The following is a 20,499-nucleotide window of genomic DNA, read 5'->3' as shown; positions in this document are numbered from 1 at the left end:
CTATGAGTAAAAAAATGGAACAAACAATGCGAGAGAAAGCACTGGTCGAAGTGAAAAATCTGACCTTTAAGCGAGGTGAGCGCACCATTTACGACAATCTTAATTTGCGCGTAGAAAAGGGCAAGATTACCGCGATTATGGGGCCGTCTGGAATTGGTAAAACCACATTATTAAAGCTAATTGGTGGGCAATTACATCCTGAGCAAGGCGAAATTCTATTTGACGGGAAAGATATTTGCCAGATGTCTAATCGAGAGCTATATCATGTTCGTCAACGTATGGGCATGTTATTCCAATCGGGGGCATTGTTTACGGATATCTCGACCTTTGATAACGTAGCTTTCCCTATTCGCGAACACACGAATTTGCCTGAAGCCTTAATTCGTAAGATTGTTTTAATGAAATTGGAATCTGTGGGATTACGGGGAGCAGCGAATTTGATGCCATCGGAATTATCGGGCGGAATGGCGCGCCGCGCTGCGTTGGCACGGACAATTGCCCTTGATCCTGAACTGATTATGTATGATGAACCTTTTACAGGACAGGATCCAATTAGCATGGGCGTGATTATCAGTTTGATTAAACGCTTAAATGAAGCCTTGAATTTGACATCTATTGTAGTTTCTCACGATGTACAAGAAGTATTAAGCATCGCAGATTATGCTTATATTATTGCGGATAAACGCGTGATTGCAGAAGGAACACCGGCTTCATTATTGCAAAGCACTGATCCACAGGTGGTGCAATTTATTCAAGGTAAAGAAGATGGCCCTGTGCGTTTTCATTATCCGGCCAATGACTATTTAGAGGATTTATTTCAATGATTGTACAATTTATCTCTCACTTAGGTCAGGCGGTGATTGAATCAGTGCGAGCCATCGGGCGTTCCGGTTTTATGCTCTTTGGTGCGTTAGTGGGGAAACCTGAAATCCGTAAACATACGCCATTGTTAATCAAACAATTGCATGTTTTAGGCGTGCAATCTTTATTGATTATCTTACTTTCAGGTTTTTTTATCGGTATGGTGCTTGGTTTGCAAGGGTATGTTGTGTTAGTGGATTTTGCCGCTGAAGCCAATGTTGGGCAACTTGTGGCACTTTCTTTGTTACGTGAATTAGGCCCAGTTGTGACCGCACTTTTATTTGCAGGCCGAGCAGGTTCCGCATTAACGGCGGAAATTGGCTTGATGAAAGCGACAGAGCAACTTTCTAGCTTAGAAATGATGGCAGTGGATCCACTGCGCCGTGTTATTGCACCGCGTTTCTGGGGCGGTGTGATTGCCATGCCTATTTTAGCCATTTTATTTACCGCAGTTGGCGTGATAGGTGGTTCCCTTGTGGGGGTAGATTGGAAAGGCATCGACAGCGGTTCATTTTGGTCGGTCATGCAAAATGCGGTAGATAGCAAAGATTTACTTTATGGTTTTATTAAAAGTGTGGTCTTTGCATTTGCGGTGGTATGGATTGCCTTATTTAATGGCTATGACTGTGTACCCACTTCGGAAGGAATTAGTCAAGCAACGACAAAAACCGTTGTACATTCTTCATTGATGGTATTGGGTTTAGATTTTGTGTTAACTGCGATGATGTTTGGGGCGTAACCCATCAAAGTGCGGTAAAAAATTAGGAAATTTTTATGCGACAAACAATTAAATACGAATTTTGGGTGGGCTTATTTTTACTTTTAGGTATTGCTGCCCTTGTGTTTATGGGCTTGAAAGTAGCAAATGTGCAAGGTTTTAATGAAGCAAAATCTTATCACATCACTGCAACTTTTGATAATATCGGCGGTCTTAAAGTGCGCGCGCCATTAAAAGTGGGAGGCGTGGTTATCGGTCGAGTAACCCATATTGCCTTAGATGAAAAGACGTATTTGCCCAAAGTGACCATTTCGGTAAATGAAGAATTTAATCAAATTCCAGATAACAGTTCTCTTTCGATCAAAACCTCAGGATTACTTGGTGAACAATATATCGCTTTAAGTGTTGGTTTTGATGATGGTGAAACAGAAATGTTAAAAGAAGGCAGTAAAATCGCAGATACCAAATCTGCATTGGTATTAGAAGATCTTATCGGTCAGTTCTTATATGGCGATAAGAATAAAAAAGAAGAGCCTGCGGCTCAGTAATTCGGAAAGTTATTAATCGGAGTGTTTATGACTATGCAATTTAAAACCTGGTTTTCAAAAATGCTTGTTTTGGTGACCGCACTTTTTGCGGTGCAAACAGTAATGGCGGCGGACAGCCCTTACGAATTAACCAAACAAGCTTCAGATAAATTATTCTCTGACCTTAAAGCAGATCAAACGAAAATTAAAGCAGATCCGAACCATTTGCGTTCAATTGTACGTAATGATTTGATGCCTTACGTTCATGTGAACTATGCGGGTTCATTGGTGTTAGGGCCTTATTTTAAATCTACCACGCCAGAACAGCGTGAAAAATTCTTCGCTGCTTTTGAAAAATATATCGAACAAGCTTATGCGCAAGCTTTAACCTTGTATGCGAATCAAGATATTCAAGTTCAAAAAGAGCAAGTGGAAGGCAATCAAGCAAGCGTGCTAGTGAAATTATTACCGACTTCAGGTAACGAAGCATTAAATATTAGTTTGTTATGGCGCAAAAACAGCAAAACAGGCAAATGGCAAGTTTACGATATGATCGCTGCTGATGGCTTGAGCATGGTGGACAGTAAAAAAGTAGAGTGGAGTGGTATTTTACGTAAAGATGGTATTGATGCCTTAACTGCTCAAGTAGAAAAAGCCGCTGCCGCGCCTGTAGTAATCAAATAATTTAAAATGACAGTAGAAAAACAAGCTCAGACCACAGCAAAACTGACGTGGTCGGCAATACAAAATAATGATAAAATCGCTCTCCGGCTTGCTGGAGAGCTTTCTCGTAATACGTTGTTGCCTCTTTGGAATGAATGGAAAAGGCAGCAACGTTTTGCTGTTTTAAGTACTTCACAAATGGCAACTCATGTTATTGAATGGGATCTTTCGTCATTAACACGTATGGACTCAGCAGGTTTTGCGTTATTTAGCGAATTGCTGCATGACATACAAAAAATGGCGGTATCGCAAAAAATAATAAATGTGCCGGATGAACTGATGACACTGGCGGAATTATTTGATTTGGACAACTGGTTAAAAACTTTTATTGACTAACGGAACACAAAATGGAACCAACAGAAATTGAACGTATTTTAAAAGACTCTTTACAACTTGATGAGGTTTATGCTCAAGGGGAAAATGCCCATTTTGGGGTGATTGTGGTGAATGATGACATTGCGGCATTATCACGGGTTAAACAACAACAAACAATTTATGCCCCTTTAATGTCTTATTTTGAAACCGGTGAAATTCATGCCTTGACCATTAAAACCTATACCAAGGAAAAATGGAAAATGGATCGTATGTTGAATGGAATGAACTAATAAAAAGGCTAGGGGAATAAAAAATGGAAAAGTTTCGTGTTTATGGTCAAGCTACGCCTTTAAGTGGTGAAGTGCAAATTTCCGGGGCAAAAAACGCCGCACTTCCCATTCTATTTGCGGCAATTTTAGCGGAAGAACCCGTTAAGTTAACCAATGTACCTGAATTAAAAGACGTTGATACGACCTTTAAGATTTTACGTAAATTAGGCGTAAATGTTGAGCGAGATGAGCATAAAGCGGTGTTAATTGATGCAAGCAAAATTGATCAATATATCGCACCTTATGAACTCGTTAAAACTATGCGCGCCTCAATTTGGGCATTAGCACCCTTGTTAGCGCGTTTCCACGAAGGACAGGTTTCATTACCCGGTGGTTGTACTATCGGCGCACGTCCTGTGGATATGCATATTTCAGGCTTAGAAAAAATGGGCGCGAAAATTGAGTTAGACGAAGGTTATGTGAAAGCAACCGTTGACGGTCGTTTAACCGGAACGCGCGTGTATATGGATAAAGTGAGCGTTGGTGCGACTTTATCTGTGATGATGGCGGCAACCTTGGCGAATGGAACCACGGTGATTGAAAATGCCGCTCGTGAACCGGAAATCGTAGATACCGCTGATTTCTTAAATAAAATGGGCGCGAAAATTTCCGGTGCAGGTACAGATATGATTACTGTTGAAGGTGTAGAACGCTTGACAGGCTGTGAACATGCGGTGGTAGCGGATCGTATCGAAACAGGAACATTCTTAATTGCTGCGGCTATTTCAGGCGGTAAAATTGTGTGTAAAAATGCCAAACCTGACACCATGGATGCGGTTCTTGAGAAATTACGTGAAGCCGGCATGGATGTGACTACAACGGAAAATACAATTACGCTCGATAGCCATGGAAAACGTCCAAAAGCCGTGAATATTCGCACTATGCCACACCCAGGCTTCCCAACGGATATGCAAGCGCAATTTACCTTGCTTAACGTGGTGGCGGAAGGTACAAGTAAAATTACCGAAACCATTTTTGAAAATCGCTTTATGCATATCCCTGAACTTATTCGTATGGGGGCAAAAGGCGAAATTGAAGGTAATACCGCTTTAATTCATGGGGTCGAAAAATTATCTGGTGCACAAGTTATGGCGACAGATTTACGCGCTTCGATCAGTTTAGTGTTAGCAGGTTGTATCGCGAGTGGCGAAACCGTTGTTGATCGTATTTATCATATTGATCGCGGTTACGAACATGTGGAAGAAAAACTACGTGGACTTGGCGCAAAAATTGAGCGTTTTAGAGAGACTAGCGAAGAATAATTGTGTCTTGAGAGATAATGGCGGAATGATTTCCGCCATTTTTTATGGCATTATGTTGCATAAGACATTTCAGTGACTGCACAAGACTTACGTTTCGACAGGCTCAACGACCGTCTTGTGCAACTACGGCATCTCACCATTGTTCAGAATTTAGGCATAATTTCTTTGCCCAAATATCGCTGTGCCAATTCGCACCATAGTCGAACCACAAGCAATAGCGGTGCGCATATCATCGGACATTCCCATCGAAAGTGTATCAATTTGTTGATCAGGGCAGGCTGCTTTGAGTTCTTCAAATAAGACTTGCATTGCACTCAGGGCTTTTTCTTGTTCTGCAATATCATCCGTAGGGGCAGGAATTGCCATCAACCCACGTAAACGCAAGTGCGGTAGATTTTCGATGTGTTTAGCTAACGCTAACATTTCCGCAGGCTGAATACCGGATTTACTGCTTTCATCGCTAATATTAATTTGAATCAACACATTTAAGGGCTTTTTGTAGTGCGAGCGTTGTTCATTTAAGCGATCGGCAATTTTGGCGCGATCCATGGTTTGCATCCAATCAAAGTATTCGGCAACCAAGCGCGTTTTGTTGGATTGTAACGGACCAATAAAATGCCATTCTAACTCAGGATGTTTATCGGCAAAATATTGAATTTTTTCTACACCTTCTTGCACATAATTTTCACCAAAGGCAGTTTGCCCCGCTTGAATGGCTTCTTGGATGGCTTCCACAGGCTTGGTTTTAGAAACGGCTAATAATTTGACTGCACTTTGTGGACGTCCTACTTTTTGGCAAGCTGTCTGAATTTGTTGATGAATGGAGGTTAAGTTATCTTTTATTTGCATAATTGTTAATTTATCTTTATATTTAAGTTGTCCCGAAAGGGATGTATTTTAACTCAATTATACTTTGACGAGTAGACAAACAAATAGGTAACTTATGAAAAAAGCACTTTTAGCACTTGCTTTAGTTGTAGCAACAGGTACAGCAGTTGCACACATGGATAAGCCAAATGCAGCAGAAAGCTTAAAAATTAGTGTGCAATTATTAGATCCTGTAAAAGGTAATCAAGATGTAGGTTTTGTGTCTGTCACAGAATCAAAATATGGTTTAGTGTTTACTCCTGAATTAAAAGGTTTAACTGCAGGTGTTCACGGTTTCCATATTCATGAGAACCCAAGCTGTGATGCTAAAGAAAAAGACGGCAAGTTAACCGCTGGTTTAGCTGCAGGTGGTCACTGGAATCCTAATGGAGCCAAAGCACATGGTTTCCCATGGTCTGATGAAGCGCATTTAGGCGATTTACCCGCGCTTTATGTGGATGCAGAAGGCAATGCGACTCATCCAGTATTAGCACCACGCTTAAAATCATTAGCGGATATTAAAGGCCGTTCAATTATGATTCATGCTGGTGGTGACAACCATTCTGATGAACCAAAACCATTAGGTGGTGGCGGTGCAAGAATGGCTTGTGGCGTAATTAAATAAGACAAAATTGATTAAAATAAGCATGAAAATCAAACTTCATGCTTATTTTTTTATTTTCTATTTGACAAGGCGCAAAAATCTAGGTATTTATAGAAGCAATTCTGTTTCAGTTTAGTTTAAGTAAAAAAACAATGAAATTTAACCGCACTTCAATCACCACCATTATTATTACCATGACGATGTCTGTGGCGGGTTAGTGCAAACAAAAGAATACCAAAGAACCCGCCAATTTAGCGGGTTTTTTTATATCAATTTGCAAATTCAACAAATTACATTAAGAAGGAAAACATTATGCGTGTACTTAAATTCGGAGGCACATCTCTTGCCAACCCAGAACGCTTTTTACAAGCAGCCGAGCTGATTGAAAAAGCTCATTTAGAAGAACAAGCGGCAGGTGTGCTTTCAGCACCCGCAAAAATCACGAATCACCTCGTTGCGCTTTCTGAAAAAGCAAGTCAAAACCAACCAACCGATACCCATTTCAATGAAGCTGTAGAAATCTTCTACAATATTATCAATGGATTACACGCAAAAAATAATAACTTTGATTTGGCTGGCACAAAAGCGTTAATTGACGCAGAATTTGCGCAAATTGCAGGGCTGTTAGATGAAATTCGTGCAGCAGGAAAAGTGGCAGACTCGGTCAAAGCTACCATTGATTGCCGTGGTGAAAAATTATCAATTGCAATGATGAAAGCTTGGTTTGAAGCTTGCGGATATACCGTGACGGTTATTAACCCAGTGGAAAAATTATTGGCATACGGCACTTATTTAGAAAGCAGCGTTGATATTGCCGAATCCACTAAACGCGTGGATGCAGGTTCAATTCCAAAACAAAATGTTGTTTTGATGGCAGGCTTTACTGCGGGTAACGAAAAAGGCGAGTTAGTGTTATTAGGTCGCAATGGTTCTGATTATTCTGCTGCTTGTTTAGCGGCATGTTTGGGGGCTAGTGTGTGTGAAATTTGGACGGACGTAGATGGCGTTTTCACTTGCGATCCGCGTTTAGTCTCTGACGCCCGTTTATTGCCACACCTTTCTTATCGTGAAGCTATGGAATTGTCCTATTTCGGCGCAAAAGTGATTCACCCGCGTACAATCGGGCCGTTAGTTCAAACCAATATTCCGTGCTTAATTAAAAATACCGGTAATCCAAGTGCAGCAGGCTCTGTGATTGATGGTGATGAAAATGCCTCTGCAGAGTTACAGGTAAAAGGCATTACCAATTTAGATAACGTTTCAATGTTTAACGTTTCAGGCGCGGGAATGCAAGGTATGGTGGGAATGGCGGCACGCGTGTTCTCAACCATGTCAAAAGCCGGCATTTCGGTGATTTTAATTACGCAATCTTCATCGGAATACAGCATTAGCTTCTGTGTACCGGCAAAATCTACCGAGCTTGCTTTGGAAGTGTTAAATTCAGAATTCGCTCATGAACTACAAACGGGCGATTTAGATCCCATTGATGTTACAAGAGAACTTTCCATTATTTCTGTGGTAGGGGATGGTATGCGTTCTGCCAAAGGGATTGCGGCACGTTTCTTCTCTTCATTAGCACAAGCCAACATCAGCATTGTCGCGATTGCGCAAGGTTCATCAGAACGCTCAATTTCAGCGGTTGTCCCGATGAATAAAGCCATCGAAGCGGTCAAAGCAACACACCAAGGGCTATTTAACAATAAAAAGTCCATTGACGTCTTCCTTGTTGGCGTAGGGGGCGTTGGTGGGGCTTTAATCGAGCAAATTAAACGCCAAAAAGAATTTTTAGCGAAAAAAGATATTGAAATTCGCGTTTGCGCCTTAGCCAATGCGGATCAAATGTTACTTAATGAAAATGGCTTAAACTTAGATAATTGGAAAGAAGATTTAGAAAAGGCAATTCAACCCTCTGATTTTGATGTGTTGTTGTCGTTCATTAAGTTACACCACGTAGTAAACCCTGTTTTTGTGGATTGTACCGCGGCACAATCTGTATCAAATCTTTATGCAAGAGCATTGCGTGAAGGTTTCCATGTTGTGACACCGAATAAGAAAGCCAACACAGGCAGCTTCGCCTATTACCAAGAATTGCGCCAAGCCGCGCGCCAAGGTCGCCATAAATTCTTATACGAGACCAATGTAGGCGCAGGTTTACCGGTAATTGAAAACTTGCAGAATTTACTCGCGGCGGGCGATGAAGTAGAAAAATTCGAAGGGATTCTATCGGGTTCTTTATCCTTTATTTTCGGTAAATTAGAAGAAGGATTAACGTTATCTCAAGCGACATTTATTGCTAAAGAAAAAGGCTTTACAGAACCTGACCCGCGTGATGATTTATCCGGCGCAGATGTGGCACGTAAGCTCTTAATTCTTGCGCGCGAAACAGGCTTACCATTGGAATTTGAAGACATTGAGGTGGAAGGCGTATTGCCAAAAGGCTTCTCTGAAGGCATGAGCAAAGAAGAATTCTTAAAAATCCTACCGGAAGTCGATGCAGAGTTTAACAAACGTGTGGAAGCCGCCAAAGCAGAAGGCAAAGTCTTGCGTTATGTAGGTTCAATTAATGGCAACAAATGCCGTGTTGCCATTGAAGCCGTAGACGAAAATCACCCACTTTACAAAGTGAAAGACGGTGAAAATGCCCTTGCATTCTTAACCCGTTATTACAGCCCAATTCCATTGTTATTGCGTGGTTATGGCGCAGGGACTGATGTGACTGCCGCAGGCATCTTTGCAGATATTCTCCGCACTTTACAAGGAGGCGCGTAATGAGTTTGCGTATTTATGCGCCTGCATCAAGCGCTAACATCAGTGTGGGCTTTGACACACTCGGTGCCGCGATTTCGCCTATTGATGGTTCTTTACTTGGCGATGTGGTACAAATTGATGAAATCGCTAGTGGTTTTGAGCTTGAAAATGCTGGATATTTTGTGCGTAAATTGCCAAAAGAACCACAAAAGAATATTGTCTATCAAGCCTATGTGTTATTTAGCGAACGCTTGAAATTACGTTGTGGCCAAATTAAACCATTACGTTTAATCCTTGAAAAAAATATGCCAATTGGTTCAGGGCTAGGTTCAAGTGCTTGCTCAATTGTGGCAGCGTTGGTGGCTCTTAACCAATATCACGATGAACCCTTTTCTAAAATGGAATTATTAGAAATGATGGGAGAATTGGAAGGGCGAATTTCAGGTTCTATTCATTATGATAACGTTGCGCCTTGTTATTTGGGCGGTGTGCAATTAATGGTGGAAAGCCTTGGTAATATTAGCCAAACTTTACCGTTTTTTGATAATTGGTATTGGGTATTGGCTTACCCTGGTATTGAAGTTTCAACCGCAGAAGCTAGAGCTATTTTGCCGAAAAGTTATACTCGCCAAGATGTGATAGCCCATGGTCGTCATTTAGGTAGCTTCGTGCACGCTTGCCATACCCATCAAGAAGCCTTGGCGGCGTTGATGATGCAAGATGTGATTGCGGAACCTTATCGCGCGCAACTGTTACCGAACTTCGCGGAAGTCAAACAAGCGACCCGTGATTTAGGCGCATTAGCAAGTGGTATTTCAGGCTCAGGCCCAACGATGTTTAGTATTGCTCCTGACTTGCAAACTGCCATGAAGATTGAACATTATCTTGAAAATCATTATTTACAAAATAACGAAGGTTTTGTGCATATTTGTAAAGTGGATAATGCAGGCGCGCGGGAATTAGCGTAAAATACCCCGAAATTTAACCGCACTTTAGTTTAAAGTGCGGTCTGTTTTTCATTAAAATGAGAAGGCAAACATGAATTTATACAACATTAAACACCCGGAAGAACAAGTCAATTTCGCCCAAGCGGTACGCCAAGGTTTGGGCAAAGACCAAGGTTTATTTTTTCCTGAAACCATTCCAACATTGGACAATATCGATGAATTATTGGCGTTGCCTTTAGTTGAGCGCAGCCAAAAAATCTTAGGGGCAATTATCGGCGATGAAATCCCAACAGATAAATTAAATGCGATGGTGAAAAATGCCTTTACGTTCCCTGCACCGGTAGAAAAAGTGGAAGAGGGTATTTACGCGTTAGAATTATTCCACGGTCCAACCCTTGCCTTTAAAGACTTCGGCGGCCGTTTTATGGCACAAGCCTTAGCTACCGTGCGTGGTGACGGTAAAATTACCATTTTAACCGCCACTTCAGGCGATACCGGTGCGGCAGTGGCACATGCGTTTTATGGCTTAGAAAATATTGACGTAGTAATTTTGTATCCAAAAGGCAAAATCAGCCCATTACAAGAAAAATTATTTTGTACATTAGGTGGTAATATTCGCACCGTGGCGATTAATGCCGATTTTGATGCTTGCCAAGCCTTAGTGAAACAAGCCTTTGATGATGCAGAATTACGCCAAGCTATCGGCTTAAACTCTGCCAACTCCATCAATATCAGCCGTTTATTGGCACAAATTTGTTACTACTTTGAAGCAGCGGCACAACTTAGCCCCGCTGAACGCCAAAATTTAGTGGTTTCGGTACCAAGCGGTAACTTTGGTAACCTAACCGCAGGTTTAATCGCTAAAACCTTAGGTTTGCCGATCAAACGCTTTATCGCCTCAACCAACGCTAATGACACAGTTCCGCGTTATTTAAAATCAGGCGAATGGTCGCCAAATGCCACCGTTGCCACCCTTTCTAACGCCATGGATGTGAGCCGTCCGAACAACTGGCCGCGTGTAGAAGAATTATTTAAACGCAATGGTTGGGCGTTATCTGAATTAGGGGCGGGCGCATTAACTGATGCCGAAACAGAAGAGGCATTAAAAGCCCAGTATGCCAAAGGCTATTTGTGCGAACCGCACGGTGCAATTGCTTACCAAGTGTTAAAAGATCAATTGCAAGCAGGTGAAACAGGCTTATTCCTTTGCACCGCACATCCGGCGAAATTTAAAGAAAGCGTTGAACGTATTTTAAATATGGAATTACCATTGCCGGAAGCCTTGGATAAACACAATAAATTACCCTTGCTTTCAGACGAAATGGATGCGGATTTTGCACAATTACGTGCTTATTTGTTGAAATAATCAACCATAACGGGTGGGCTTGCCCCACCTTTTTTATTAAGGAATTTTTATGATCATCGTTTATGGCATTAAAAACTGCGACACGGTGAAAAAAGCCCTTAAATGGCTTGCGGATCATCATATCGAACACAAACTTCACGATTACCGCGTGGATGGCTTAGACCCGAATTTTTTAATTCAGGCTGAAAATCAATTTGGGTGGGAAAACTTGGTGAATAAACGTAGCACCACCTGGCGTAATCTTGATGAGAATATCAAAAAAACACTCGACAAACCGACCGCACTTCGTGTTTTAGCGGAGCAACCAACACTCATCAAACGACCGATTATCTTGCAAAATCACATCGCATTGATTGGGTTTAATGAAAAAGACTATGCAGAAACGCTGGGTGCGTAAAATTACTCGTTCATTATTTTGGTTATGTTGTATTAATGCCATCATTGCGTTACCCCTAGCCTATTTATCATTGGATTTTGCTTATCCAAATGTTCATGAATATATTGAATATGGTTGGTGTGACGCGGCATTAACAGCGGAGCAATGTGATAAGAGCATTACGCCATGGAGAATTTTCTTTCATAGTTTTTGTGTTATTTGGCTTTGTTTCACCAGTTTCGGCTTAGTGATACTCTCAGTGGTGAGTGGTATTGGGGTTATTGTAAAATTTATCACCACACATTATTTCTCTCGGAAAAATCAATGAAAAACGAAATTATCAATCTTGCACAAAATTTAATTCGCCGTCCGTCTATTTCCCCTGATGACCAAGGTTGTCAGCAAATGATCGCGGAACGTTTGGCTGCTTTAGGCTTTGAAATCGAATGGATGAATTTTGGTGAAACCACCAATTTATGGGCCAAACACGGATCAACCAAGCCTTTAGTAGCATTTGCAGGGCATACGGATGTGGTGCCAACCGGGGATAAAAGCCAATGGCAATCTCCACCTTTTAACGCAGAAATTGTTGGCGATATGCTTTATGGGCGTGGGGCGGCAGATATGAAAGGCTCCCTTGCAGCGATGATTGTGGCGGCGGAAGAATATGTCAAAGCCAATCCTAATCACCAAGGCACCATTGCATTTTTGATTACCTCTGATGAAGAAGCCGCCGCCAAAGACGGTACAACGAAAGTGGTGGATGCCTTAATGACACGTGGCGAATTGATTGATTATTGCATGGTCGGCGAGCCATCAAGCAGCCAAACTCTTGGCGATATTGTGAAAAACGGTCGCCGCGGCTCAATTACAGGTAATCTTTATATTCAAGGCATTCAAGGACACGTGGCGTATCCGCATTTGGCAGAAAACCCTGTACATAAAGCGGCGCCATTTTTAATGGAATTGACCCAATATCAATGGGATAAGGGCAATGAATTTTTTCCACCCACCAGTTTACAAATCGCCAATATTCAAGCCGGAACCGGGAGAAATAACGTGATCCCGGGGGAACTTTATGTGCAATTTAATTTGCGTTATTGCACCGAAGTGACTGATGAAATTATCAAAAATAAAGTCGCGGAAATGCTACAAAAATACGGTTTAACCTACCGTATTGAATGGAATTTGTCGGGCAAACCGTTCTTAACTAAAACCAATAAATTAGTGAAAGCAGTGGTGGATAGTCTTGAGCAAATTGTCGGCATTACGCCAAAATTAGACACAGGAGGCGGCACGTCTGATGCCCGTTTTATCGCTTTAATGGGCGGTGAAGTAGTGGAATTAGGACCGCTGAACGCTACGATCCACAAAGTAAATGAATGTGTCAGCGTGACCGATTTAGCCACTCTTGGCGATGTATACAAACAAATGTTAGTCAACTTATTGGATTAATATGGTCTTAACCCTTGAACAATTAACGGGCAAATCACGTTCGCATCTTGTGAATTTGCCTTGCCCTCATTCGCCGAACCATTTTTTACAGCCGCAAGCCGTGTACGCCTTTCAGTCCTTGCAGCAAAGTGCGGTGGAAAATGGCTTTAATTTGCAACCTGCCAGCAGTTTTCGCGATTTTCAGCGTCAACAGTTGATTTGGAACGGCAAATTTAACGGTGAACGCAAAGTACATGATGATCAGGGAATGGCTTTAGATCTAACCGCACTTTCCGATTGGGAAAAATTGCAAGCGATATTACGTTGGTCAGCGATGCCGGGGGCAAGTCGTCATCATTGGGGAACAGAAGTCGACTTCTTCGATCCTGATTTATTGCCACAAAATCAAGGCTTGCAATTGGAGCCTTGGGAATATGAACAAGGGGGATATTTTGCGGATTTAAGCGCGTGGCTGGCGGATAATTTGGAAAAATTTGATTTTGCCTTGCCGTTTATGCAATCCCATAAAACCCTTGAAGTTGGGCGCGAGCCTTGGCATATCAGCTATCTTCCCTTGGCAGAAATTGCCGCGCAACAATTTACCCCGGCGATCTTAATTGAGAGTTGGCAAAATGAAGACATTGCCGGAAAAGCATGTTTGCTTACCCATTTAGGCGAGATTTTTCAGCGGTTTGTGTTGTAAATACATAGGAAAAGTGCGGTGAAATTTCACCGCACTTTTCAGACCGATGACAAGCCCTATACGAGCCGTATAGGGTTACTTAATCTGAGCCGCTCTGCGGCTCTTCCTTTCAGCCCCAGCGGGGCTGGGCTTAACGAACCTAGCACGGCTCGTGCTAGGTTATTTCTCAACGATGAGCTTTGTCAGAAATCTGACTTTCGTCTATTATGCCTTTTGTTTTAATCTTGCAAAATCAATGTTTTCAAATATTGATAAATGTCACGATACGCCTTAGGCGGTTTATTTTGCGCCTTTTCTTTTTGCGCGGAACGAATTAAATTGCGCAAGTGTTGGCGATCGGCATCAGGGTGTTCGTCCAATAATTTCGCTAAAGCATCATCACCTTGTTCCACTAATTCATCGCGTAACAATTCCAGTTTATGCAACATGGCTTGTTGCTGATTATGCTTGTTTTCGATTTTATCTAGGCTTTCGCGAATATGGTTAATTTCCTCTTCCGTTGCCGAACGAAGTAATTTACCGATAAATTGCAATTGGCGGCGTTTGGCTTCTAAACGAGAACGGCGTGCTAAATTGATGGCATCTAGCAAGGTTTCATCCAGTTGGATTTTATCCAAATTCGTTTGTGTGAGTTCCACTAATTTTGACCCCAACTTTTTTAATTCTTCCGCATCGCGTTTAATTTCGCTTTTGCTCACCCAAATAATTTCTTCTTGTTCGTCATCAGTCCAATCTAATTCAGGCTTTTTGCCACGCTTTTTCATTCTTTCAAATCCTATTTATTCAAATTTTGCGCCATTTTAGCAAATAAGCTACAATGCGACAAATTTTCAGGTAGGGCGAATAGGCGAAGCTACCAAGTCGTATGGATTTAAAGGAAAAATGGTCAAAACAGAACAACATTCAACCGCGCTTTTAAAAGCGCAAGAACAAGAATTACGTGAAGCCGTGAGCTATGCCGTTGAAATTGCCACTCAAGCAGGTGCAACAGCCGAAGTGGCGGTAACAAAAGTCAGCGGATTATCCGTTTCAACCCGTTTGCGCGAAGTGGAAAACGTGGAATTTAATAATGATGGTGCATTGGGGATTTCCGTTTATTTAGGGCAGCAAAAAGGCAATGCGTCAACCTCTGATTTAAGTCCGGCAGCCATTAAAAATGCTGTGGAATCAGCGTTGGCCATTGCAAAATATACTTCAGCGGATGATTGTGCCGGGCTTGCACCAAAAGAATTAATGGCATTTGATGCCCCTGATTTAGAGTTATATCACCCTGCAGAGATTGACGTGGATCAAGCAATTGACTTGGCGTTGCAAGCGGAAAGCGCAGCATTAGATTATGATAAGCGTATCGTAAACAGCAATGGCGCCAGTTTTAATTCTCATCAAGGTGTGCGTGTTTATGGTAATAGTTATGGTATGTTGCAAAGCTATTTATCGAGCCGTTATTCCATTTCTTGTTCCGTGTTAAGTGGTATTGAAGATCAACTTGAAAGCGATTATGAATATACGGTTTCACGCAAATTGCCTGAGTTAGAAACGCCTGAATGGGTGGGGAGTAACGCGTCTCAAAAAGCGATTGCTCGTTTGAAACCGCAAAAAATTCCAACCCAAGAAAGCCCCGTTATTTTTCTTAATGATGTGGCAACCGGTCTTATTAGCCATTTGGCGGCGGCGATTAGTGGTGGCAGTCTATATCGCAAAAATAGCTTTTTACTAGATCATTTAGGCCAACAAGTTTTACCTGATTGGTTTGAAATTAATGAGCGTCCACATCTAATCGGGCGTTTAGCATCAACGCCCTTTGATAGTGAAGGGGTTCGAACTTCAGATAAAGAAATTATTAGAGAGGGTGTATTGCAAACCTATTTGCTCACCAGTTACAGCGGTAAAAAACTAGGTATGCAAAGTACTGGTCATGCAGGCGGTATTCATAACTGGTTAGTTAAGCCGAATTTGCAAGGAAAACTCACCGCACTTTTACGCCAAATGGGAACAGGGTTGTTGGTCACGGATTTAATGGGGCAGGGCATTAATATGGTGACGGGTGACTACAGCCGTGGGGCATCAGGTTTTTGGGTGGAAAATGGTGAAATTCAATATCCGGTTTCTGAAATTACTATTGCAGGGGATTTGAAAACCATGTTGCGCAATATCGTTGCAGTGGCTGATGATATTGAACATCGTTCAAATATCCAAACAGGGTCTATTTTGCTTGAAAATATGAAAATTTCAGGGAATTAGAGACGGTTTGTGCTTCATAAAAAGATCGCTTAAATGCGGTCTTTTTTATTTGTTATTGACAGGATGAAGTCCGTTCATTTTTTAGTGGGCGAGATAAACGACAAATAAAAAAGGAAGCCTTGCGTTGCTTCCCTTTGATGTTCTATGCTTTTTATAAAATACGGCGAGATTGAGTATAGGTTCTTGCCCAATAGTTTTCATCTAACGAGCTAATGGTTACCCCTTGGCTAGTGCTTGCGTGCATAAATTTATTATTGCCAATATACACCCCTACGTGGCTATTCTTGCGGAAGAATACGAGATCCCCTTGTTGTAATTGATGTTTTTGGATTTGACGACCAAGATAACGTTGTTCACTGGTTGAACGCGGGAGAGACATGCCAAACGCTGCCGCAAAAGTTTCTTGCATAAAGGCAGAACAATCAATACCTTGGCGAGTGGTTCCCCCCATACGATAACGTGTTCCAGCCCATTGGTTATACACTTTCGCTAAATTTTGAACACCCGCTTTTGATGAGGCTGAAGTGATTAACGGGAAATTTGGGCGGTTCGTTTTTAATGTTCCAATCAATGTCGTCAATTCAGCATCGTTTTGCGTCATTTCTGACGCAGAACCACCACCTGCTTGCTTCGGTGAAGCAGAACAAGCCGCTAAAAATAATACACTTGTTAATAGAATAACTTTCTTAAACATAATATAAAAAATAAAAATATTTTGATAAAAATAAACTCGACCGAGAGTCTATCAAAAAAATACTGGTAAAACCACCTTTAATTTCATTTTTAAGCACTTTTTGTGATGAAAATCACATTTTTATGCAGATTTTTTCCCTTTGCGAGATGTTGCTCTGCATAATTATGCAAAATCACAAAATGAATAAAAAGAAAACCGCACTTTTATCGTATAAAAGCGCGGTTGTATTTTAGTTTATTTTAGCGATTATTTTTTCTTCGCTTTAGGATTTGGTAAGTCTGTTACCGAACCTTCAAAGACTTCAGCAGCTAAACCTACTGACTCATGTAAAGTTGGGTGAGCGTGGATGGTTAACGCAATATCTTCTGCATCACAACCCATTTCAATGGCTAAACCAATTTCACCCAACAATTCACCCGCGTTAGTCCCCACGATAGCACCGCCAAGAATACGGTGGGTATCTTTGTCGAAGATAAGTTTCGTCATACCATCTGCACAATCTGAAGCAATCGCACGACCTGAGGCTGCCCAAGGGAATGTTGCCACTTCGTAATTCAAGTTTTCCGCTTTACATTCTTTTTCAGTTTTGCCGACCCAAGCCACTTCTGGTTCAGTGTAAGCAATAGATGGGATTACTTTCGGGTCAAAGTAATGTTTTTTACCGGCAATGACTTCTGCCGCAACGTGACCTTCATGTACACCTTTGTGCGCTAACATTGGCTGACCCACAATATCACCAATCGCAAAAATGTGTGGCACATTAGTACGCATTTGTTTATCGGTACGGATAAAACCACGCTCATCAACAGCAACACCTGCTTTTTCTGCGTCAATTAATTTGCCGTTTGGTGTACGACCAATCGCTACTAACACAGCGTCATAAACGCGCGTTTCATTTGCCGCTTTGCCTTCCATAGAAACATGAATACCGTCTTCTTTGGCTTCAACGGCGGTCACTTTGGTTTCTAAAAGTAGGTTGAATTTTTTCTCAATACGTTTGGTGTAGATTTTAACGATGTCTTTATCTGCGGCAGGGATCACCTGATCAAACATTTCAACCACATCGATTTGTGAACCTAACGCGCTGTATACCGTTCCCATTTCTAAACCGATAATACCACCACCCATAACAAGTAGTCTTTTTGGAATTTCACGTAAAGCAAGGGCATCCGTTGAATCCCAAACACGTGGATCTTCGTGTGGAATAAATGGTAATTGGATTGGGCGAGAACCTGCCGCGATAATAGCGTTGTCAAATTTAATCGTTGTTGCATTACCTTCGCGATCGGTTGCCACTAAGGTATGGCTATCGGCAAACTTCGCTAAACCTTCAACTACATTGACTTTACGCATTTTTGCCATACCGGCTAAACCGCCGGTTAAACGGCTTACTACGCCATCTTTACCCGCACGAATTTGGTCTAAATCAATGGTTGGCTCGCCAAAAACAACACCGTGATGTTCAACGTGTTTTGCGTCTTCAATGACTTTCGCTACGTGTAACAAGGCTTTAGATGGAATACAGCCTACGTTTAAGCAAACACCACCTAATGTTGAATAACGTTCCACTAAAACCGTATCTAAGCCTAAGTCTGCACAACGGAATGCGGCAGAATAACCTGCCGGACCTGCACCAAGTACAACAACTTGTGTTTTAATTTCTTTGCTCATTTTTCTTCCTTTTCTCAAAATGTGCGGATTTTTCACCGCACTTTTGCCATTAATTACATAACTAAACGGCGTAAGTCAGATAATACACCATTAATGAATGTAATGAAACGAGCGCCATCTGCACCATCAATGACACGGTGGTCATAAGACAATGATAATGGCAACATTAAACGTGGGGTAAATTCTTTACCATTCCATACCGGTGTCATTTCTGATTTTGACACACCAAGAATCGCTACTTCAGGGGCGTTTACGATAGGGGTAAAGTGCGTACCACCAATACCACCAAGGCTTGAAATGGTGAAACAACCGCCTTGCATATCGGACGCCGTTAATTTACCTGCTCGGGCTTTTTTCGATACTTCCGCTAATTCACGAGAAAGCTCAATAATGCCTTTTTTGTTTACATCTTTAAATACAGGAACCACTAAACCATTAGGCGTATCAACTGCTACACCAATGTTGATGTATTTTTTCAAGGTCAAGCGTTGCGCATCTTCTGAAATTGAGCTGTTGAAACGTGGATATTGTTCTAAGGCTTTTGCCACCGCTTTCATAATAAACACAAGTGGTGTGACTTTCACATCTTGTTTCGTTTTTTCAAGCAAGGCATTTTGTTCTTTACGGAATTGCTCAAGCTCAGTAATATCCGCTTTATCCCATTGGGTAACATGTGGAATCATCACCCAGTTACGATGTAAGTTTGCCCCTGAGATTTTTTGGATACGACCTAATTCAACTTCTTCCGTTTCACCAAATTTGCTGAAGTCCACTTTTGGCCATGGTAATAAGCCTAAACCTGCACCATTTGCCGCACCGGTAGCTGCCGCGCCACTCTCAAGTGCTTTAAGAGCGTTTTTCACATAGTCTTGAACGTCTTCTTTTAAGATACGACCTTTACGACCAGTCCCTTTTACTTTATCTAAGTTAACACCAAATTCACGTGCTAAACGGCGAACAACCGGCGTTGCATGAGCATAACTATTGCTTGCAGCTACGGTATCTTGATTGACTGGTGCTAAAGATTGAGCCGGCACAGATGCCGCTGGTGCTTGAGTCGGTGCCGGTGTTGAAACAGGTGCTTGAGTAGGTGCTGATGCAACTTGAGCCGGTGCAGAACCTTGTGCTTCAAAACGCATAATTAATGAACCGGTTGAAACCTTATCGCCTGATTTCACTAAAATTTCTTTTACTACACCCGCAAATGGTGCAGGCACTTCCATTGACGCTTTATCGCCTTCAACGGTAATCAAAGATTGCTCTTCTGAAACGGTGTCACCCACTTTAACCATGATTTCAGTAACGTTTACTTCATCGCCACCGATGTCCGGAACATTCACATCTTTCACGACAGCACTTGTAGTTGCCGGTGCAGATTGTTCAACAGGTGCTTGAACCGCAGGTGCTGGTGCGCCTGTTTCAAATTTCATAATCAATTTACCCGTTGAAACTTTGTCACCTACCGCAATTAAAATCTCTTTCACGATACCCGCGATTGGCGCAGGCACTTCCATTGAAGCTTTGTCGCCTTCAACATTGATAATAGACTGATCAACTTCAACGCTGTCGCCCACTTTAACCATAATTTCGGTGACATTCACTTCATCGGAACCGATATCAGGTACGTTGACTTCCACGATCGCTGACGCTGTTGCAACTGGTGCCGGTGCTGCTTGAGCCGGCGCTTCTGCCACAGGTGCAGAACCTGCTGCTTCAAGTACGAACATTGGCGAACCTGTTGTTACTTTGTCGCCGACTTTTACTAAAATTTCTTTTACTACGCCAGCTTCAGGGCTTGGTACTTCCATTGAGGCTTTGTCACCTTCAACATTGATAATGGATTGGTCAACTGCAACAGTATCCCCAACCTTAACCATGATTTCTGTTACGCTGACTTCATCAGCCCCGATATCCGGTACATTAATTTGTTTTGACATTTTGGTAATCCTTCTTGTAAACGGTGAGATTTTGTAAAAATTAACTCATTTTCACCGTCTGTAGGGACACACTGCGTGTGTCCGTTTATCGAATTTAGACTTTGTGGACACACACAGTGTGTCCCTTGTATATTAAATTTATAGTAAACTAGCAACATAAACCATAACGTTATCCA

The 20,499-nt window shown here is 41.9% G+C and carries 21 protein-coding genes; 16 read left to right on the top strand and 5 right to left on the bottom strand.

From position 1 onward, the window contains the following. Positions 1–26 precede the first annotated feature (26 nt). The 7 genes from mlaF to murA are packed head-to-tail and all read left to right on the top strand — an operon-like array spanning position 27 to position 4,735. A complete protein-coding gene (gene mlaF / locus E7T07_RS09530) occupies positions 27–824 on the top strand; it encodes a phospholipid ABC transporter ATP-binding protein MlaF (RefSeq protein ID WP_135710940.1) in 798 nt (265 codons plus the stop codon). Continuing rightward, the gene (gene mlaE / locus E7T07_RS09525; RefSeq protein WP_135710913.1) at positions 821–1,600 is read left to right on the top strand and encodes a lipid asymmetry maintenance ABC transporter permease subunit MlaE; all 780 of its coding nucleotides are present in this window, start codon (positions 821–823) and stop codon (positions 1,598–1,600) included. Before mlaF ends, mlaE begins: the two co-directional genes overlap by 4 nt. Positions 1,601–1,635: 35 nt before the next feature. Next, the gene (gene mlaD, locus E7T07_RS09520; RefSeq protein ID WP_135710912.1) at positions 1,636–2,127 is read left to right on the top strand and encodes an outer membrane lipid asymmetry maintenance protein MlaD; all 492 of its coding nucleotides are present in this window, start codon (positions 1,636–1,638) and stop codon (positions 2,125–2,127) included. Between the two features lie 27 nt (positions 2,128–2,154). After that, positions 2,155–2,790, top strand: a complete 636-nt coding sequence (mlaC, locus tag E7T07_RS09515) for a phospholipid-binding protein MlaC (RefSeq protein WP_135710911.1) — start codon at positions 2,155–2,157, stop codon at positions 2,788–2,790. Between the two features lie 6 nt (positions 2,791–2,796). Continuing rightward, positions 2,797–3,165 (top strand): STAS domain-containing protein, encoded by a 369-nt coding sequence (locus E7T07_RS09510; RefSeq protein WP_135710910.1) that lies wholly within the window; start codon positions 2,797–2,799, stop codon positions 3,163–3,165. An 11-nt stretch (positions 3,166–3,176) separates the two neighbouring features. Beyond that, positions 3,177–3,434 carry a BolA family protein gene (locus E7T07_RS09505; RefSeq protein WP_135710909.1) on the top strand — a complete coding sequence of 86 codons (258 nt, stop codon included), beginning with the start codon at positions 3,177–3,179 and terminating at the stop codon, positions 3,432–3,434. Positions 3,435–3,457: 23 nt separating this feature from the next. Then, positions 3,458–4,735, top strand: coding sequence for a UDP-N-acetylglucosamine 1-carboxyvinyltransferase (gene murA / locus E7T07_RS09500; RefSeq protein ID WP_135710908.1), 1,278 nt, complete (start codon positions 3,458–3,460; stop codon positions 4,733–4,735). Between the two features lie 150 nt (positions 4,736–4,885). On the opposite strand, the gene E7T07_RS09495 is transcribed toward murA, so the two are convergent. Beyond that, a complete protein-coding gene (locus E7T07_RS09495; protein WP_135710907.1) occupies positions 4,886–5,584 on the bottom strand; it encodes a YggS family pyridoxal phosphate-dependent enzyme in 699 nt (232 codons plus the stop codon). Positions 5,585–5,678: 94 nt separating this feature from the next. Here E7T07_RS09495 and sodC point away from each other — a divergent pair, with 94 nt between their 5' ends. The 8 genes from sodC to E7T07_RS09455 all read left to right on the top strand — a co-directional run bounded on the left by sodC (position 5,679) and on the right by E7T07_RS09455 (position 13,780). Then, a complete protein-coding gene (gene sodC / locus E7T07_RS09490; protein WP_135710906.1) occupies positions 5,679–6,227 on the top strand; it encodes a superoxide dismutase family protein in 549 nt (182 codons plus the stop codon). 291 nt (positions 6,228–6,518) lie between these two features. Then, positions 6,519–8,975, top strand: coding sequence for a bifunctional aspartate kinase/homoserine dehydrogenase I (gene thrA / locus E7T07_RS09485; RefSeq protein ID WP_135710905.1), 2,457 nt, complete (start codon positions 6,519–6,521; stop codon positions 8,973–8,975). Beyond that, positions 8,975–9,922: a homoserine kinase gene (gene thrB / locus E7T07_RS09480; RefSeq protein ID WP_135710904.1), complete on the top strand. Its 948-nt coding sequence runs from the start codon at positions 8,975–8,977 to the stop codon at positions 9,920–9,922. Before thrA ends, thrB begins: the two co-directional genes overlap by 1 nt. Positions 9,923–9,992: 70 nt before the next feature. After that, entirely contained in the window at positions 9,993–11,267 is a 1,275-nt protein-coding gene (gene thrC / locus E7T07_RS09475) for a threonine synthase (RefSeq protein ID WP_135710903.1), read from the top strand. Positions 11,268–11,316: 49 nt separating this feature from the next. Continuing rightward, on the top strand, positions 11,317–11,664 hold the full coding sequence (locus E7T07_RS09470; RefSeq protein WP_115637434.1) for an ArsC family reductase: 348 nt from the start codon (positions 11,317–11,319) through the stop codon (positions 11,662–11,664). Further along, positions 11,642–11,971 carry a hypothetical protein gene (locus E7T07_RS09465; protein WP_135710902.1) on the top strand — a complete coding sequence of 110 codons (330 nt, stop codon included), beginning with the start codon at positions 11,642–11,644 and terminating at the stop codon, positions 11,969–11,971. The genes E7T07_RS09470 and E7T07_RS09465 overlap by 23 nt, the downstream gene beginning before the upstream one ends. Further along, on the top strand, positions 11,968–13,098 hold the full coding sequence (gene dapE, locus E7T07_RS09460) for a succinyl-diaminopimelate desuccinylase (RefSeq protein ID WP_135710901.1): 1,131 nt from the start codon (positions 11,968–11,970) through the stop codon (positions 13,096–13,098). The genes E7T07_RS09465 and dapE overlap by 4 nt, the downstream gene beginning before the upstream one ends. A 1-nt stretch (position 13,099) precedes the next feature. Next, positions 13,100–13,780, top strand: coding sequence for a M15 family metallopeptidase (locus E7T07_RS09455; RefSeq protein ID WP_135710900.1), 681 nt, complete (start codon positions 13,100–13,102; stop codon positions 13,778–13,780). A 218-nt stretch (positions 13,781–13,998) separates the two neighbouring features. On the opposite strand, the gene yjgA is transcribed toward E7T07_RS09455, so the two are convergent. Next, positions 13,999–14,544, bottom strand: a complete 546-nt coding sequence (yjgA, locus tag E7T07_RS09450) for a ribosome biogenesis factor YjgA (RefSeq protein ID WP_135710899.1) — start codon at positions 14,542–14,544, stop codon at positions 13,999–14,001. 118 nt (positions 14,545–14,662) lie between these two features. On the opposite strand from yjgA, the gene pmbA reads away from it, so the two are divergent. Further along, a complete protein-coding gene (gene pmbA / locus E7T07_RS09445) occupies positions 14,663–16,021 on the top strand; it encodes a metalloprotease PmbA (RefSeq protein WP_135710898.1) in 1,359 nt (452 codons plus the stop codon). Between the two features lie 151 nt (positions 16,022–16,172). Here pmbA and E7T07_RS09440 read toward each other — a convergent pair whose 3' ends face one another. The 3 genes from E7T07_RS09440 to aceF all read right to left on the bottom strand — a co-directional run bounded on the left by E7T07_RS09440 (position 16,173) and on the right by aceF (position 20,323). Then, a complete protein-coding gene (locus tag E7T07_RS09440) occupies positions 16,173–16,715 on the bottom strand; it encodes an NlpC/P60 family protein (RefSeq protein WP_135710897.1) in 543 nt (180 codons plus the stop codon). A 246-nt stretch (positions 16,716–16,961) separates the two neighbouring features. After that, positions 16,962–18,386, bottom strand: coding sequence for a dihydrolipoyl dehydrogenase (gene lpdA, locus E7T07_RS09435; protein ID WP_115638438.1), 1,425 nt, complete (start codon positions 18,384–18,386; stop codon positions 16,962–16,964). A gap of 53 nt (positions 18,387–18,439) precedes the next feature. Next, the gene (aceF, locus tag E7T07_RS09430; RefSeq protein WP_135710896.1) at positions 18,440–20,323 is read right to left on the bottom strand and encodes a pyruvate dehydrogenase complex dihydrolipoyllysine-residue acetyltransferase; all 1,884 of its coding nucleotides are present in this window, start codon (positions 20,321–20,323) and stop codon (positions 18,440–18,442) included. Positions 20,324–20,499: the final 176 nt, after the last annotated feature.

Source organism: Actinobacillus porcinus, from assembly GCF_901764995.1.
Classification (GTDB): domain Bacteria; phylum Pseudomonadota; class Gammaproteobacteria; order Enterobacterales; family Pasteurellaceae; genus Exercitatus; species Exercitatus porcinus.
The sequence above is the reverse complement of the archived record's forward strand: the minus strand, read 5'-3'. Positions and strand labels throughout refer to the sequence as shown.

Coding starts and splice junctions, on each gene's coding strand:
- mlaF (WP_135710940.1), top strand. CDS start 27: ATGCGAGAGAAAGCACTGGTCGAAGTGAAAAATCTGACCTTTAAGCGA.
- mlaE (WP_135710913.1), top strand. CDS start 821: ATGATTGTACAATTTATCTCTCACTTAGGTCAGGCGGTGATTGAATCA.
- mlaD (WP_135710912.1), top strand. CDS start 1,636: ATGCGACAAACAATTAAATACGAATTTTGGGTGGGCTTATTTTTACTT.
- mlaC (WP_135710911.1), top strand. CDS start 2,155: ATGACTATGCAATTTAAAACCTGGTTTTCAAAAATGCTTGTTTTGGTG.
- E7T07_RS09510 (WP_135710910.1), top strand. CDS start 2,797: ATGACAGTAGAAAAACAAGCTCAGACCACAGCAAAACTGACGTGGTCG.
- E7T07_RS09505 (WP_135710909.1), top strand. CDS start 3,177: ATGGAACCAACAGAAATTGAACGTATTTTAAAAGACTCTTTACAACTT.
- murA (WP_135710908.1), top strand. CDS start 3,458: ATGGAAAAGTTTCGTGTTTATGGTCAAGCTACGCCTTTAAGTGGTGAA.
- E7T07_RS09495 (WP_135710907.1), bottom strand. CDS start 5,584: ATGCAAATAAAAGATAACTTAACCTCCATTCATCAACAAATTCAGACA.
- sodC (WP_135710906.1), top strand. CDS start 5,679: ATGAAAAAAGCACTTTTAGCACTTGCTTTAGTTGTAGCAACAGGTACA.
- thrA (WP_135710905.1), top strand. CDS start 6,519: ATGCGTGTACTTAAATTCGGAGGCACATCTCTTGCCAACCCAGAACGC.
- thrB (WP_135710904.1), top strand. CDS start 8,975: ATGAGTTTGCGTATTTATGCGCCTGCATCAAGCGCTAACATCAGTGTG.
- thrC (WP_135710903.1), top strand. CDS start 9,993: ATGAATTTATACAACATTAAACACCCGGAAGAACAAGTCAATTTCGCC.
- E7T07_RS09470 (WP_115637434.1), top strand. CDS start 11,317: ATGATCATCGTTTATGGCATTAAAAACTGCGACACGGTGAAAAAAGCC.
- E7T07_RS09465 (WP_135710902.1), top strand. CDS start 11,642: ATGCAGAAACGCTGGGTGCGTAAAATTACTCGTTCATTATTTTGGTTA.
- dapE (WP_135710901.1), top strand. CDS start 11,968: ATGAAAAACGAAATTATCAATCTTGCACAAAATTTAATTCGCCGTCCG.
- E7T07_RS09455 (WP_135710900.1), top strand. CDS start 13,100: ATGGTCTTAACCCTTGAACAATTAACGGGCAAATCACGTTCGCATCTT.
- yjgA (WP_135710899.1), bottom strand. CDS start 14,544: ATGAAAAAGCGTGGCAAAAAGCCTGAATTAGATTGGACTGATGACGAA.
- pmbA (WP_135710898.1), top strand. CDS start 14,663: ATGGTCAAAACAGAACAACATTCAACCGCGCTTTTAAAAGCGCAAGAA.
- E7T07_RS09440 (WP_135710897.1), bottom strand. CDS start 16,715: ATGTTTAAGAAAGTTATTCTATTAACAAGTGTATTATTTTTAGCGGCT.
- lpdA (WP_115638438.1), bottom strand. CDS start 18,386: ATGAGCAAAGAAATTAAAACACAAGTTGTTGTACTTGGTGCAGGTCCG.
- aceF (WP_135710896.1), bottom strand. CDS start 20,323: ATGTCAAAACAAATTAATGTACCGGATATCGGGGCTGATGAAGTCAGC.